The organism is Dysgonomonas termitidis (assembly GCF_054657735.1).
The window spans coordinates 1,554,051-1,570,847 of sequence record NZ_BAAHYD010000003.1 but is presented as its reverse complement, the minus strand read 5'-3'; the positions used below and the strand labels follow the sequence as shown (position 1 = coordinate 1,570,847).

Genomic DNA, 16,797 nt, shown 5'->3' with positions numbered 1-16,797 from the left:
TTGGTTAAGGTAAAAACAAGAAAATATGAAACGAAGATTATTTAAGTATATAACTATATTGCTGTTCGCTTCGCTGACTCTCCCCACAGCCGTAATAGCACAAGATTCCCTGGCTACAAGTACAGATTCTTTACAGGTGGCAGCAACCGCCGTTGTAGAAAAAGTAGCCGCAGAAGAAGCCCCTGCAACACTGGATTCAGGAAATACGGCATGGATGATAGTCGCCACCGTACTGGTACTGATGATGACAGTACCCGGACTAGCCCTGTTCTATGGAGGTCTGGTACGTCAGAAAAACGTTTTGAGTATTATTATGCAATGTCTCTTTATAACAGGCGTTATCAGTATATTATGGATAGCTTTCGGATACAGTTGGGTATTCGGCACAAGTTTTATGGAGTCTGATAGCGCCTTAGGGGCAATAATCGGAGGATGGGATAAAGTATTCCTGTGCAGCCTCACCCTCGACACCCTCACAGCCGGAAATATCCCCGAAATACTGTTTGCCTTGTTTCAGTGTATGTTTGCAGTCATCACTCCCGCGCTTATCATTGGCGCCTTTGCCGAAAGAATCAAATTTTCGGGATATGTCGTGTTCATCATCCTTTGGTCTATCATTGTCTACAACCCTATGGCTCACTGGGTATGGGGAGGCGGATGGCTCCAGGAGATGGGCGCCATCGACTTTGCCGGAGGTACTGTTGTACACATCAATGCCGGTATCTCGGCTTTAGTAATGGCCCTTATGCTGGGACGCCGCAAGGGGTACAGAACAATAGGCCATCCGTTCACACCGCACAATATTCCATTCGTATTCATCGGTACGGCACTATTATGGCTGGGATGGTTCGGATTCAATGCCGGTAGCGGGCTGGCAGCCGACGGACTTGCCGCTAATGCATTCCTTGTAACGCATCTGGCTACCTGCGTGGCAGCAGTAGCATGGATGTCACTGGAATGGTTCCTGTATAAAAAACCTACTATCGTAGGCTTCTGTACCGGAGCAGTAGCCGGACTGGTAGCAATAACTCCGGCAGCAGGAACAGCCGACGTGCCGGGTGCATTTGCCATCGGAGGTATCTCCGCGCTGGTGTGCTTCTTCATGGTCGCTTATGTGAAGCCAAAACTGAAATATGATGATTCCCTGGATGCATTCGGCGTACATGGTGTAGGAGGTATCGTAGGATCAATCCTTACAGGTGTATTTGCCACACAGGCAATTACCGGGCCCGAAGGTGTACAGGGTGCTTTATACGGTGATTGGAACCAACTCTGGATACAAGTGGTAGCGACAGGCGCATCGGTTGTTTACAGCGCGGCACTTACATTCATCCTGTTCTTCATCGTTAACAAAACAATCGGGCTTAGGGTATCCAAAGAAGAAGAGGCTGTTGGTCTCGATATCTCCCAGCATGGAGAGTATGCTTACAGCGAAAACGAATAGAACATTATACTATAAAAACACGAAGAGAAAAGCGAGGATAGATTCTTGTCTATTCCCGCTTTTCATTTTATATCCTGCAATCTGAAATTAATTTTCAAACTTTTTCATATCATCCAACAAATCCTGGTCCCATTTATCTAAAGGCAAGCTTGCATATAATTCTATCAAATTACCCTCTGTATCCCTCAAATGTACGGTACGACAACCCCAGCCTGTCATATCGGTCGGCTCATTAATAAACTTCACGCCACGCGACAAAAGTTCTTTGTATGCTTTATCCACATCATCCACTTCAAGAATTATAGCAATCTTCTCCCTGCTATTTTCCGGTAACGGCAAGTCTGTATTGCCTACAGCCGGAGCCATTAGGTCGGAAGGGAAAATTGAGAGGCCTTCACTATCGCTTACTCTAAAGCTGGCATACTGTCCGCCAATTTCACCCCAGGTTACTTCCAGTCCAAGCATCTCGGAATAGAACCTGAAGCACTCGTCAAAATCTTTTACCAATAGTCTGATACCATTTAGTTTCATAGTTTTCATTTTATTGTTAGTAGCATATGCAAAAGTAGCCACAAGCTACAATTTTTTTGTGTAAAAAAGCGGCACCGTTTTTTAAAGATAGGAAATGAAAATAAAAAACGAAGACCCCTCATCGGATCTTCGTTCACATATAATAAATGTCCGGTCTTTATTTTTCCACCGTCAGGTCTGCCACCTCTGCATCAGGAGCGTTTTTCTTAACAGAAGCAATACCATTGTCACGGCTGGCTATACTTTCATACATTTCACTTGTACCGATAATTTGTCCGTTAGTAGCTTTCAGGTTAAAATACGGTTTGCCGTTCTTTGCTTCCAGCTTGTCAAAGCGGGCATCTACCTGGCTGTTTTTCTTTACAGATTCAATTCCGTTTTTACAATTTTCCTTGGTTGTATAGCCTTCGCTTGTCAGTATTACTTGTCCGTTACCGGCCTTAAGATCAAACTGGTATTCACCGCTTTTTCTCTTCTTGATTTCAAATTTTCCCATTTTGTTTTGTTTTAAAAGTTTATAATTAGGATAACGCAAGTTTACAACAAAAAGTTCAGTTTTCATATTTTTTCACACAATATATCATTTTACAATTTTCAGAGAGACATACTCTAAACAAAATAAGCCTCGTAAAATAAATTTTACGAGGCTTCATATCTTCAGGGATATACGCTATCAAATGATCTTTTCCAGATAACCGGCCATCTCCGCCTGTACTTTCTTAGCTTCTGCTGTCGCTGCAAAAGCAAACTCGCGAGTATTATCAGCATAAATAATCGCGCGCGATGAATTAACCAATAGTCCGCATTGTGAATTCATCCCGTATCGCACCACTTCGGACAAACTGCCTCCTTGCGCCCCTACTCCGGGTACCAGCAGAAAATGATCCGGAACGATCTTGCGAATTCCGGCAAACATTTCACCCTGTGTAGCCCCGACAACATACATGAGTTGTTCGTCAGTAGCCCACTCCTGAGATTTCTTCAATACTTTCTCAAACAAGCGTTCTCCCGCTTTATCTTCCGTTAACTGAAAGTCTGCCGAACCCTTATTGGAGGTAAGCGCCAAAAGGATAACCCACTTCTTCGGATACTTCACAAACGGCTTCACACTGTCTTCTCCCATATAAGGAGCTACAGTCACGGCACTTGCTTTCAGGTGCTCGAATGCCGACACTGCATACATTTCGGATGTATTGCCTATATCACCCCGCTTGGCATCCAGTATGATAAACTGGTCAGGATATTTAATCCGGATATATTCTATCGTTTTTTCCAAAGCAATAATACCTTTCACACCCTGGCTCTCATAAAAAGCAGTATTAGGCTTATATGCCACGCAATATTTGGCTGTGGCATCTATAATCGCCTTGTTAAAAGCATATGTAGGGTCCTCCTCTTCCAAAAGGTGGGTAGGTATCTTTTTTATGTCAGTATCCAATCCTACACACAGGAAGGATTTTTTCTTTTTAATATTTTCAAATAATTCTTGCTTCGTCATAATTCACTCTCTTTTAATCTTTCTGTATTCTCTGCTATAATCAACTGATCTATTATCGGCTGTATTTCGCCATCCATCACTCCCGACAAGTTATACAGCGTAAGGTTGATACGGTGGTCCGTCACCCTTCCCTGCGGATAGTTATATGTCCTGATTTTCGCTGAACGGTCGCCGGTAGAAACCATTGTCTTACGCTTCGACGCTATTTCCGACTGATATCTGGACAATTCTATATCGTACAATTTTGTCCTCAGCATCTGCATTGCCAATTCCCTGTTTGCTAACTGGGAGCGAGCCTGCTGGCAGACAACTACCAAACCCGAAGGCTTGTGAGTCAATTGCACTTTTGTTTCCACTTTATTTACATTCTGGCCTCCCGCGCCGCTCGATCTTGCAGTTTGCATCTCTATATCGGCCGGGTTTATTTCCACATCTACTTCCTCTGCTTCGGGTAGCACGGCAACTGTAGCAGCCGATGTATGCACCCGCCCCTGCGTCTCTGTAGCAGGTACACGCTGTACACGGTGCACTCCCGATTCGTACTTCAATATTCCGTAAACACCTTCGCCTGTAACGGTGAATATCACTTCTTTATACCCGCCCGAAGATCCTTCTGTCAGGCTGCTTACTTCTGTTCTCCAGCCTTTCAGTTCACAATATTTGATATACATACGGTAAAGGTCCCCGGCAAAAATAGCGGCTTCATCACCTCCCGTTCCCCCACGGATTTCCATAATAGCATTTTTACTGTCTTCGGGATCTGCCGGAACTAACAGGAGTTTTATTTCCTCTTCCAATTCAGGTAAACGCGCGTTAGCTGTTTCAAGTTCATCTTTGGCCATCTCCCGTAATTCAGCGTCATTTTCCGAATCCAGAATATCCTTTGCCTCTTCTACGGTAGTCAGCAATTGTTTATACTCATCGCGGGCCACACTTATTTTCTCCAAATCGCGGTATTCTTTATTCAACTTGACATATCGCTTCATATCGGCAATAACTGCCGGATCGGTTATAAGCTTCCCTATTTCCTCGAAGCGAATAACCAAAGTATCAAGTTTTTCCAATAAAGATAGCTGACTCATAGTAATTTATTCCTTTTCTTTTAAATTCGGGGACAAAGGTAAAAATAAGTTGTAAGTTATGAAATTATATATTATAAGTATTTTCAACAGCCCGATAATAATTAGGTGAAAGCGACTATATAAAAACAGAAAGCCCGCGAAATCACCTTCGCAGACTTCCCAACCTTAACACAAACTTTACAAAACTACACAATAGAGCTGATTGCAGCCTGATAATTTGGTTCATTCGTAATTTCAGGAACCAACTCTGTGTTCGATTATATATCTTTTAAGATAAAGACAACGCATACTCATTCAGAAACATGCTATCCACATCTTATATTTCAATGCTTTCCTTTTAAAAACAGATACCGGAAACTATAAATAGGAAATAATATTCCTTAAAAAACAGTAAGTGAAGTTAATAAATTTACTCTGAGAAGTCCTCATTTTTATTTATATTTCAACCTTCAGATGTTATAGTTGACGTTTCTCTATTATCACCTGACAAAGATAGTAAATTTTACACATTGGCAATAGACAATATCTATTTTTTTGAAAAAATTATCTTTTCTCATAAATTAACTTAACTCATTTCTCAGATACTCGGCCGTAAAACTGTTTTTCTCATTTATGACCTCCTCCGGTTTTCCTACAGCAACAACCGTACCCCCTCCGATACCGCCGTCCGGACCCATATCTATGATATAATCCGCACTCTTGATTATATCCTGATTATGTTCGATCACAATGATGGTATTCCCTCTGTCTACCAGTTTATTGAGTACCCCGAGCAATACCCTTATATCTTCGAAATGAAGCCCTGTAGTAGGTTCATCCAATATATATATAGTATTCCCCGTATCTATTCTTGCCAGTTCGGATGCAAGTTTGATGCGTTGCGATTCCCCGCCGGACAAAGTAGTGGAAGGCTGACCGAGTTTCAGGTATCCCAGGCCGACTTCCTGTAACACTCTTACTTTATGTAATATAACAGGTACATTCTCAAAAAACTCGACAGCCATATTGATTGTCATATCCAGCACATCGGCTATGGATTTACCTTTAAACCGGACTTCCAGCGTCTCCCTGTTGTAACGTTTCCCATGACATTCTTCGCATTGCACATAAACGTCCGGAAGGAAATTCATACCGATAGTCTTATAGCCGTTTCCTCCGCAGACTTCACACCGCCCGCCTTTCACATTAAAAGAAAAGCGTCCGGGTTTATAACCCCTGATCTTCGATTCGGGAAGCCCGACGAAAAGGTTCCGAATATCGGAAAACACACCCGTGTAGGTAGCAGGATTGGAACGCGGAGTACGTCCGATAGGCGACTGGTCGACACTGATAACTTTATCCACATTGTCAATTCCGTCTAAAGTTTTATATGGCAACGGGTCGGTTAAAGACTTGTATAAGTGCTGGCTCAGTATCGGTTGCAGCGTTCCGTTTATAAGGCTCGATTTACCGCTACCCGACACCCCCGTCACACAAATGAATGTATTGAGAGGGAATGTGACTGACACATCTTTCAGATTATGTCCGGTCGCGCCTTTTATTGTTATTTTCTTACCGTTACCTTTCCGCCTTTTCTTCGGGATCTCTATTTTGAGCTTACCATTCAGGTAATCAGCGGTCATAGTACTTGCACTAAGCATCTCCTGCGGAGTCCCGGCAAAAACGACCTTACCTCCGCGACGCCCTGCATATGGTCCTAAATCCACGACATAATCGGCATCCAGCATAATATCTTTATCGTGCTCTACTACTATAACAGAGTTACCGGAATCACGCAATTTTTTCAATGAATCTATGAGCCTGTTATTGTCCCGCTGATGCAGACCGATACTAGGCTCATCCAATATATAAAGGACGTTTACCAATTGGGAACCTATCTGCGTGGCAAGCCTGATTCGCTGGCTTTCGCCACCGGACAGCGTTACCGAAGCCCTGTTCAGCGAAAGATAATTCAGTCCCACATCGAGCAGGAACGAAAGACGGGATACAATTTCCTTCTTTATCTCCTGCGCTATTACTTGCTGACGCTCCGAGATATGTACGTCCATATCCTGTATCCAGTCATAAAGCCGTTGAATATCCATTTCCGCCAGTTCGGCTATATTCTTTTCATTTATCTTGTAATGGAGTGCTTCTTTATTCAGGCGTTGGCCGTTACAATCGGGACAGACATCCGTTTTAATAAATTGCTCCGCCCATTTCTGAGCAGATGCTGACGAATCGCTATCCTGCTGCATCTCAATATACTTTGTAACACCTTCGAACGCCACTACATAATTCGATGTCCCCAACGATTCGTTCTTTATCTGTAAACGCTCGTCAGTACCAAACATGATATCATCCATAGCCTCCTGCGGTATATCCTTTATCGGAGTCTTGATAGAAACACCATGCTTTTCACAAATGGCTTCTAATTGCCAGAAAAACAGTGAATTTTTGTATTTCCCCAATGGCGCGATACCTCCTGCATAAATACTCAGTTGCGGTTTAGGTACTATCTTCCCCATATCTACCTGATTGACTACCCCCAGCCCTTTACAGCGGGGACATGCTCCATGCGGCGAATTGAATGAAAATGTATGAGGCGCGGGTTCGCTATACGACAATCCGGTTGTAGGACACATCAGCTGACGGCTGAAATGGCGTACGTCTCCGCTCTCTACATCCTGAATCATTATAAGCCCGTCCCCCTGTTTCATCGCGGTGCGTAGACTGGCCTTCAGGTTATCTGCAAACTTATTGGATACCTGCAACTTATCTATCAGCACTTCTATACTGTGCATTTTATACCTGTCGACACGCATACCCGGGAGTATTTCCCGTATCACACCATCGACACGCACTGTGAGGTAACCTTTCTTGCTGATTTGCTCGAACAGCTCTTTATAATGTCCTTTACGGTTCCTGACTACAGGGGCAAGCAAGTATATCCTTTTCCCGATATAGCGTTCCATGATGAGTTCCAGAATCTGCTCTTCGGTATATTTTACCATTTTCTCCCCGGTAAGGTAAGAATAGGCATCTCCTGCACGTGCATACAGCAAACGGAGGAAGTCATATATCTCGGTGGTTGTGCCTACCGTGGAACGGGGATTACGGTTGGTTGTTTTCTGCTCAATAGAGATAACCGGACTAAGCCCCGTTATCTTATCCACATCAGGACGCTCCATACCTCCCAGAAAGTTACGGGCATATGCCGAAAATGTTTCAATATAACGGCGTTGCCCTTCTGCAAAGATAGTATCGAATGCCAGTGATGATTTCCCGCTGCCGCTGAGGCCTGTAATGACCACAAGCGAATCGCGGGGTATTTCTACGTCTATATTTTTGAGATTATGTACGCGTGCCCCATACACGCTTATTGTTTCTTTTGCTTCCTGTGTATTTGTTTCCATTAAATAAAAAATGTTCAATTACATTAGTCGTTTTACGCGGCCCTGCATAATACAAAGTAGACTTTGATTCTGCTACAGCGACTTAAAACGTTTCTTTATAAACACTTATCTGTCTCTGTAAATCCAGGCCTTATCGTGTACTTTTATTTTCTCACCCTTTTTGTAATAGAGCGATTCCTGTGTAGGTAAAAGAATTGTATATGAACTACGGCTTTTGGAAGTAATAGTTAATTTTCTATCTCTGAGCCATGAATTGAAATCTTTCAACTGAGCATAAGTAAGTCCTTTCTCTTTGGCAAAGCTTGCCAAATCAGGGATAGACTGTGTCACCTCTACTTTTGTAAACTCAATAGGTTTGTATAAATCGTTTTCGGTAAGGACAAATCCGTATTTAGCCGGGTCTTCGAATATCTGCTTAATAGCCAGCATGCGGTAATAATAGCGGGTAGTTTCGCTTACCAGCCAAAGATCAAGGCTGTCTTCGGCCTGCTGCTTATCCATTTCTGTACTGATGCGTCCTTGGCCTGCATTGTAGGATAAAGCTACACTCGCCCAACTTCCATACTTGGCATAGGCCTCTTTCAGATAACGGCAGGCGGCCTCTGTCGATTTTTCTATCGAATACCGTTCATCTACCTCCGATGATACTTCCAATCCATAATTAGGACCGGTTTTAGGCATAAACTGCCATAATCCGGCTGCTCCGGCAGACGATACGGCACGGTGGTCGAGGCTACTCTCTATCACGGCGAGATATTTGAAATCTTCGGGAACACTATTTTCTTTCAGTATAGGTTCTATAATAGGGAAATAACGGTTGGCTTTCTTTATCAGGAGTAAAGTTGTAGAATGAAGATAAGTAAATCCGTTTATCTCACGGTCGTAACGCTCATGCAGGTCGTACCTGTCCAAAACAAGTTCTTCGCCGGCAAACTCTACCTTATGGGGAACTTCAACCGACTTGGTCATTGACAATACATAGGGAACTTTGGATTGTATCTCGTCCCCGCTATTATTGGAAAGTAAAAAAAATGCAAGAAAGCATAAGATGAGAACGGAAAGGGAATATATTATATATTTTTTCATCGGAGAAAACTCAGGCCGCAGACCTTTTTATTAATATTTTATGTTTAAAATATCCAATAAGCAGGAGCTAAACAATATTTTATTAAATACGGTCAGCCCCTTATTCTTTTTGAATAGATAATAACTATCAAAGGTACGATTTTATTTTCAGAAATGAAATTACATATACATCCCTATTATGCGGGCCCCTGCCACACAACGCAGTCCTGATAAGAGTTTTGAATATCAGATCGCTCTTCCTTAAAAATTCCAAAAACAGAAGAACCCGAGCCTGTCATGGATGCATACAATGCGCCTTTCTTATACAAATCCTCTTTCAAACCTCCAATCACAGGATATTTGACAAATACACTTTTTTCGAAATCATTCGCCATTAACCCTCCCCAATCGGAAACGGGTAGTTTTACAATTTCTTTTAATGACATTTGAGGCTGTTGTGGTTTTATTCCGGCAAAAGCATCTTTGGTTGGCACATGAATATCCGGCTTAACCAATACAAAATAATATCCTTTGAGGGATAAATCTATCTCCTCAAACACTTCCCCTATTCCACGTGCAAATACCGGCCGGTTATAAATAAAGAAGGGACAATCGGCCCCCAACTGTACAGCTATTGTTGCCAGCTCCTCATCGGAAGCTCCCAAGTCAAATATTTGATTGAGCAACTTCAATACAAATGAAGCATCTGCCGACCCCCCTCCTAGTCCGGCACCGAAAGGAATATTTTTCAAAAGATGTACTTCGACCGGGGGAAATATATACTTGACCCGCATCAACTGCAGAGCCCTCATTACCAGATTATTATCAGGCAAAGAGTCTATTTTTATTCCAGCTTCGACAAAGGTATCGCAAGGCTGTTCTTCACGGATCATTACCTCGAGAGCATCTTTTATGCCAATGGGATAAAAGATGGTTTCCAGATTATGATATCCATCTGTCCGCCTGGAAACGATATTCAGCCCTAAGTTTATTTTCGCGTTGGGGAAACAAATCATGTTTTTGAATGAAGAACGAAGAATGAAGAATGAAGAACGAAAAATAGGGAGTGTTGTAACATGCAATACCCTATTCTTAATTCTTCATTTTTAATTCTTCATTAATTTTTTATACCAATTTCTTTATTAAGGCTTCTTTGTCACCATATATATAATCTATTACCGGCACCTCGATCATGGTATATGCTCCCGGCTTTTGTTTCAGGGTTGCACGCGCCGAAGCCACTAGTACCTGAGCAGTCAGCGCAGGGTTATTTATCTTCATATTGAAGTCCAGAAGCTGGTTCTGCGTATCTCCTGAAACGCCCTTACGCACCATATTCACCCCATGCCCCATATCTTTAAGGTTATCTACACATTCTACCTGCATCACATGTGTTTCGTCATGTGCAAAATAGTCGTCAGCCTTTATTGCTGCCGCAACATCAGCAAAATTATGTTCGTCTTCCACTTCGATGTAGACCATCCGACGATGAATCCCGGTACCCACAGGAATAGTCATGGACAATGCCGCTTTTACTCCTTTTATGGCTTTCACGGCAACCGTATGCCCCATGCTCATACCCGGACCAAAGTTGGTATAGGTAATTCCTTTAGGCGCCATAAATTCAAACATGGAACGGACCATAGAATCCGTACCCGGGTCCCATCCTGCAGAAATAATAGACACTGTGTTGTTAGCCTTGGCTACTGCATCCAGCGACCTGCGTAAAGCGACAATCCCTCCGTGTATATCGTAACTGTCCACAGTATTGATTCCGGCGGCAAGACACTCTTTTGCATAATCCTCTACGCTGCGTGTAGGAGTACAAAGTATCGCCACGTCTACATCTTTCAGTTCCTTTACAGTTTTTACTACAGGATATTTTTTCAGTTCATCCGGGATATTATTCGGGTCGCGGCGTACGATACCAGCTACTTCGAAATCCGGCGATGATAGTATTGCATCCAATACATATTGCCCGATATTTCCATATCCGACAATTGCTGCTCTGATTTTTTTCATCTAAATGTATTTTAATTTATGAGTTATGAGTTGTAAGTTGTAAGTTAAAAGCCAGAAATATATGCGAATTAGTCCATCGTTACTTCCTTCATAAAGTTATAGAGCCATTCCATAGCTACAAAGTCTTCTTTCATCAGGTTAGCAAAATCGGCTGAGAACAACTCTTCTCCTACCGGCTTGTGCTTGCTCACCCATATGCCTTTGCGATGTATCCACGGCTGAAAATATTCAGGTAAATTATTCGGTATAGGGCGTTTATACTCCTCACCATTTATAACATACCCCCTGTCCAATACAGCCTTTTGTGTCACTCGCCGGAATTCTTCTGCATCATAGCTTATCTCCTCCCTGAATGCGTCCATTACTTTCTTCTTGGGTTGGAAAAGGCCTAATCCAAGGGCATATCCCTCCCCTGATATTTCCAGATAGTAGCCTGGATAATCTTTCCAGACATCATTTGTCACCGGAATCTGGAATGCCATCCACATAAAATCTTTATACGGATCTTTGTTTTTCGAAAAGCGGATATCCCGGTATATTCTCGACAGGCAGCGATGCGGCCTCAGTTCGAATGACGGGTCTATATTATGCATAACAGGCGATAATGTGGTAACCAATGCTTTCAACGGGTTCAGTACCTCCTTCTCATAGATATGCTTATGTTCGTCGAACCATTCTTTATAATTATTCTCTTTCAGGTCGTTAAAGAACCTGAACGTCTCCGGAGTAAAACCTTTAAATGTTTCTATTTTAGCCATATTATTTTACTGAATAAGCAAAAGATAGTATTTTATGCAACATTATCTAATAGTAACCAGCTATTGTTGTTGCAGACACAAAACTAATAAATCAATCTGCGACCTTACATAAAAAAAGGATAACAAATCTATAAAGAAAAAGATTGTTATCCTATATTTTTTAAGCATCAGCCTTATTTATTTTGCCAACTGCCTGATTACATTCATTATCTCGCCGCCTATTTCTTCTGCCTCTTTCATCGTATGGGCTTCGGAATATACACGGATAATAGGCTCGGTATTCGACTTGCGAAGGTGTACCCATTTATCGGGAAAATCTATTTTTACACCATCAATATCCGTTACATCGTATTGGCTGAATTTTTCTTTAACGGTTTTTAGTATGCCATCCACATCGAGTCCGGGCGTTAGCTCTACTTTCTGTTTTGCTATATAGTATTGAGGATAAGATGCCCGTATCTCGCTTACTTTCTTTTTTTCGTGTGCCAGATGCGAAAGAAATAAAGCAATACCCACCAGCGAATCGCGTCCGTAATGGCTTGCCGGATAGATAACCCCACCATTTCCTTCTCCGCCTATTACGGCATCGGTAGCTTTCATTTTGGTAGTGACATTCACTTCTCCTACTGCCGCGGGATTGTATTCACAACCGTATTTACGGGTCACATCACGTAATGCGCGGCTCGAACTAAGATTGGATACGGTATTACCCGGTGTATGCTTCAATACATAGTCGGCTACTGCGACCAGCGTATATTCTTCACCGAACATTTCTCCGTTCTCACAGATAATTGCCAGACGGTCTACATCGGGATCGACAACAAAACCGACATCGGACGATGTGGTTCTCATCATTATCGATATGTCTTTCAAGTGTTCAGGCAGAGGTTCCGGATTGTGCGGAAATTCACCGTTGGGCGTACAATACAATTCATTTATTTTATTCACTCCCAACGCCTTTAACAGCTTGGGAATAACGATTCCGCCAACAGAATTGACACAGTCGATGGAAACTTCAAAGTCAGCCGCTTTAATGGCCTCAACATCTACCAAAGCAAGGTCGAGAACAGCCTGTATATGTTTTTCCGTATAATCTTTCTCTTTTACACTGCCAATATGGTCGATATGCGCATAATGGAAATCTTCGCTTTCGGCTATCCGAAGAACCTCTTCACCTTCCCTGGCATTGAGAAATTCCCCATTTTCATTGAGTAGTTTCAGGGCATTCCACTGCTTCGGGTTATGACTAGCCGTCAGGATGATACCACCGCAGGCATGCTCCATAGCTACGGCCAGTTCGGTAGTAGGAGTTGTCGCCAAGCCGATATTTATCACATCGAATCCCATACCCATTAGCGTACCCACAACTATCTGTTCCATCATCTTACCCGAAATGCGGGCATCGCGACCAACAACAATAGCATTAGAGCCATTTTTCACATTTTCTCTTATAAAAGAAGCGTATGCCGATACGAATTTCACCGTATCAAGCGGATTGAGGCCATCTCCGACTCTTCCGCCGATAGTTCCCCGTATTCCTGATATAGATTTTATTAAGGCCATCTTCCTATTTATTCTTTAGTTTCTTCGGTTTCATCCAATGTAAACTGGTATCTCAAACGTCCATAAAACATCGGAATGTAATTTGCCTGCTGATAAGTAGAACCGTTTGCAAACGGAACAATCAGGCTAACTTCAGCACCATTCCCCAATCCCTGTTCCAACGGTAATACACATGCCTGAGACAGGAAATAATACATCTGGAGTTGATAAGTTGTAGAGGTACTGCTACCCATATAAGTAGACGAATTGCCGTAACGGAAAGTCATAAATGAGCCTTGAAAATTATTTGTTGCTATAGTATCATTTTCGTTCAGCAAGTTTAGAATATTCTCATATCTGAGATACACATCAGTCTTTCCTTTTACCGGCTTATCGTCGTTACCGGGATCGATTACGCGGAAATAAATGCCGGTATTTTGATCCAGATAATACTCATTTTCAGCAAATTTATGATCGGTAGGATAGGTTCCTCTGGTCGTAATCTTATTATCACTTATAAAGCGGTCGATGCCTTTCTTTTCTTTTTTCAGTTTATCAGCATATGTTTCTCCGCCACAAGCAGAAAAAACAATCGCTAAACTCATAAAAGTAAATATTGCGCCAATAATCTTTCTCATGTATCTTATTCGTATTTAGTATTTAGTAATTACTCATTTCTTATTTAGTAAATCAGCATATTCCGGCAATGCTTTTTCGAATATGGCTATTGCCTCATCCATTGTCCCGTAAAATTCCCCTCCTGAAGCATTAAGGTGGCCTCCGCCATTATAACATTGGGCCGCAAACTTATTGCTGGGAAAGTCCTTCTGAGAACGAAACGAAATTTTTATCATTTCATTGTCCTCACGGATAAAAACAGAGAAAATAATTCCTTTAATATTTAAAGGCAGATTGGCAAAACCCTCTGTATCGCCTTTCTTTACTTTATATCTTTTTTGTTCTTCGTTTGTGAGCCATATCAGCGCCGTGTTGTATTCGGGATATATCCTCATCTTTTCAGAAAGGGTAAAGCCCAGCATCCGGTAACGGTCTTCCGAGTAGTTATGATAAACGTTCGAATATATCTGGTCTTTGTTTATGCCTTTTTTCAACAACTCGCCTATGATATAATAGATCTCGGCACTATTGGAATTATAGGTAAACGCCCCCGTATCAGTCATCATTCCGGTATAGATCGCAGTAGCACTCTCATGGCTCATCACCTCAAAATCACCCATACGGCAGATAAGGCGGAAAATAAGTTCGCTGGTCGATGATATTTCTGGATATGAGATCATTACATCGCAGAAATCCGAAGGTTCCGGATGATGGTCTATCAGAACTTTTTTCCCTTTTGCCGCTTCGATAAAAGGCCCTAAATGATAAGAGCGTTTCGGCACATTAAAATCGAGACAGAATATCAGTTCAGCCTCAGCAATCAGTTTTTGCGCAAATTCGGGATATCTCTCATATTCGAGAATATCCTTTGCGCCGGGTATCCATTTCAGAAAATCAGGGAAAGAATTAGGAACAATTACATTCACGCTGTTTCCCAAATCGTTCAGATAATGATATAATCCCAAAGATGATCCAATAGCATCACCATCAGGCGACACATGTGTCACAATCACTATTTTATCATACTTATTGAGTAACTCCTCTACCTCTGTTATTTTCTGACTCGCTATTATCTTTGAAATCATCCACTTATACTTTTTCCTCTAATCTGCATTATGCAGCCACAAAAATACTAAAAAAACAAACTAAATACACCTTTTTGAACCATATCGTTATAAGGAAAGTTCCGTTTTTGACATTCTTTAGATAATTCAGATTGTATATCCCCTGAAAATGAAGCACCTATATACTAACATTATGATAGATCCGGACTATAAAAAACAAGAGTATGGAGAGCAAGCCGAGAATCAATCCTATAGGTTTTTTGTAAATAAAGAAGGCAAGGGCACCTGTTATCAGTGTATATATTAAAACCATATCGGGAAATGATATTTTCGCATCGTTGACCAAAGCGAATGGTAAATTCTCAAAGAAACGGATGATACCTGTCATAAACCCGACTAAACCCCCTAATATTTTTACAGGCAAGCAGTAAAAATAAGCACTTAAATCCGGCATTATCAGACTCAGCAATTTAGCCAGGCCAATCCCTCCCACAGCATAGATTATCAATGTCACTAACGGTACAATCAGCAAATTGGTTACAAAGAAATAAGTAGGAAATGTACCGAAGTAATACAAACAAAGAGGAAACGTCGCCAACTGCGCCACAACAGACAATGCGGACATCTGCCATATATGCCGCAAATATTTATTCTCTATCCTCCACAGTCCTGATATTTTAGGCAATAAATATAATATGGAGAGAACTGACATAAAACTCAGCTGGAAACCTATATCAAATAATGAAAAAGGATTTATCAGCAGAATAAAGAACCCTGCTATATATAGAGCATGCAGTGAAAAGCTTTTCCGTCCGAAAATCTCCGAAGCACAGAATACCGTGAGCATCGCACTTGCCCTTATTACTGAAGGCGGCAAGCCGGTAATAAAAGCATATACCCATAGCAGAACAATAATCAATAAGGGTTTCAGCCAATAATATCCTGTACCTTTGCGAATAAACCCGAGTAGAAAACTTATCATCAGGTAGATGATGCCGACATGCAGCCCGCTGACCGAAAGTACATGTACCGTACCCGTAGTCCTGAATCCCTGTTTTATATCATCTGTCAGGCCTTCCTGATAGCCAAGGGTCAAAGCCGACAGAATACTATATTCAGTATCATTAAATCCTAACGACTTATAAAAGTCCATAATATGTTGACGACAGCGCAATGCCGTATATTTCAGCGATAAAGAAGTTTCGCCTGTTGTTTGCCACAAATGCCGTGAAACATAAGCAGAACCGACAAAGCCCTGATTGTACATATAACGCGTGTAATCGAAATCCCCGATATCCTGAAATGGTTGTATCTTTCCCTGAAAAGAAAAGATATCTCCCGGTTGCAGCCTGTTGTTATCCAACGTATCTCTTTGAAAATAACAGACTATCAGTTTATCTTCGCGGGACAAATAGACTCTGTACGCTGTCGTTTTTTTCTTCTCCTGCGGCGTATCGGTAACAACACCGGTATATACCTGTATTTTATCCAGATATTCAAACTCAGATTTTTGCTGACGTAAAGTTGTGGATACAATACCAATACTTATCAGGAATAAACAAACTCCCGCACCAAATAACCAACGCCAGCGAAATTGCCTGTCTTCGCGTATAAGGTATGAAAAAAGCATAGCCATCAACCCTGTCAAGGAGAAAGCTATGCCTGAATATTCTATCTTTAAATAATACTGTAATAAAATTCCAACTATTAGCGGAATAAGAAAGAAAAGAAATGGTATTTTGGAGAACGGATTCTTCATTTCCGCCAGTCAAAACAAG

At 41.8% G+C, this 16,797-nt stretch carries 14 protein-coding genes; 1 reads left to right on the top strand and 13 read right to left on the bottom strand.

The genetic code is table 11. The features are described from left to right. The first annotated feature begins 25 nt into the window (after positions 1-25). On the top strand, positions 26-1,444 hold the full coding sequence (locus ACYQ3L_RS27255) for an ammonium transporter (protein WP_379994434.1): 1,419 nt from the start codon (positions 26-28) through the stop codon (positions 1,442-1,444). An 87-nt stretch (positions 1,445-1,531) separates the two neighbouring features. Here the strand turns inward: ACYQ3L_RS27255 and ACYQ3L_RS27250 are convergent, their stop codons facing one another. The 13 genes from ACYQ3L_RS27250 to ACYQ3L_RS27190 all read right to left on the bottom strand — a co-directional run bounded on the left by ACYQ3L_RS27250 (position 1,532) and on the right by ACYQ3L_RS27190 (position 16,778). Beyond that, positions 1,532-1,975, bottom strand: a complete 444-nt coding sequence (locus tag ACYQ3L_RS27250; protein WP_379994433.1) for a VOC family protein — start codon at positions 1,973-1,975, stop codon at positions 1,532-1,534. A gap of 157 nt (positions 1,976-2,132) precedes the next feature. Further along, on the bottom strand, positions 2,133-2,471 hold the full coding sequence (locus ACYQ3L_RS27245) for a YegP family protein (protein ID WP_379994432.1): 339 nt from the start codon (positions 2,469-2,471) through the stop codon (positions 2,133-2,135). Positions 2,472-2,648: 177 nt separating this feature from the next. Further along, entirely contained in the window at positions 2,649-3,473 is an 825-nt protein-coding gene (pyrF, locus tag ACYQ3L_RS27240) for an orotidine-5'-phosphate decarboxylase (RefSeq protein ID WP_379994431.1), read from the bottom strand. Further along, positions 3,470-4,555, bottom strand: a complete 1,086-nt coding sequence (gene prfA / locus ACYQ3L_RS27235; RefSeq protein ID WP_379994429.1) for a peptide chain release factor 1 — start codon at positions 4,553-4,555, stop codon at positions 3,470-3,472. Before prfA ends, pyrF begins: the two co-directional genes overlap by 4 nt. Before the next feature lie 560 nt (positions 4,556-5,115). Further along, positions 5,116-7,950 (bottom strand): excinuclease ABC subunit UvrA, encoded by a 2,835-nt coding sequence (uvrA, locus tag ACYQ3L_RS27230; RefSeq protein WP_379994428.1) that lies wholly within the window; start codon positions 7,948-7,950, stop codon positions 5,116-5,118. Between the two features lie 105 nt (positions 7,951-8,055). Further along, positions 8,056-9,036, bottom strand: a complete 981-nt coding sequence (locus ACYQ3L_RS27225) for a lytic transglycosylase domain-containing protein (RefSeq protein ID WP_379994427.1) — start codon at positions 9,034-9,036, stop codon at positions 8,056-8,058. A 176-nt stretch (positions 9,037-9,212) separates the two neighbouring features. Then, positions 9,213-10,031, bottom strand: a complete 819-nt coding sequence (gene ispE, locus ACYQ3L_RS27220; RefSeq protein ID WP_379994426.1) for a 4-(cytidine 5'-diphospho)-2-C-methyl-D-erythritol kinase — start codon at positions 10,029-10,031, stop codon at positions 9,213-9,215. A gap of 109 nt (positions 10,032-10,140) precedes the next feature. Further along, positions 10,141-11,037 (bottom strand): diaminopimelate dehydrogenase, encoded by an 897-nt coding sequence (locus tag ACYQ3L_RS27215; protein ID WP_379994425.1) that lies wholly within the window; start codon positions 11,035-11,037, stop codon positions 10,141-10,143. Positions 11,038-11,105: 68 nt separating this feature from the next. Beyond that, positions 11,106-11,795, bottom strand: a complete 690-nt coding sequence (locus tag ACYQ3L_RS27210; protein WP_379994424.1) for a DUF2461 domain-containing protein — start codon at positions 11,793-11,795, stop codon at positions 11,106-11,108. A 177-nt stretch (positions 11,796-11,972) separates the two neighbouring features. Continuing rightward, positions 11,973-13,358 (bottom strand): phosphoglucosamine mutase, encoded by a 1,386-nt coding sequence (gene glmM, locus ACYQ3L_RS27205; protein ID WP_379994423.1) that lies wholly within the window; start codon positions 13,356-13,358, stop codon positions 11,973-11,975. Positions 13,359-13,366: 8 nt separating this feature from the next. Then, entirely contained in the window at positions 13,367-13,975 is a 609-nt protein-coding gene (gene bamK / locus ACYQ3L_RS27200) for a BamK family beta-barrel-assembly machinery protein (protein WP_379994422.1), read from the bottom strand. 33 nt (positions 13,976-14,008) lie between these two features. After that, positions 14,009-15,040 carry a DHH family phosphoesterase gene (locus tag ACYQ3L_RS27195; protein ID WP_379994421.1) on the bottom strand — a complete coding sequence of 344 codons (1,032 nt, stop codon included), beginning with the start codon at positions 15,038-15,040 and terminating at the stop codon, positions 14,009-14,011. 157 nt (positions 15,041-15,197) lie between these two features. Further along, positions 15,198-16,778, bottom strand: coding sequence for a ComEC/Rec2 family competence protein (locus tag ACYQ3L_RS27190; protein ID WP_379994420.1), 1,581 nt, complete (start codon positions 16,776-16,778; stop codon positions 15,198-15,200). Positions 16,779-16,797 lie beyond the last annotated feature (19 nt).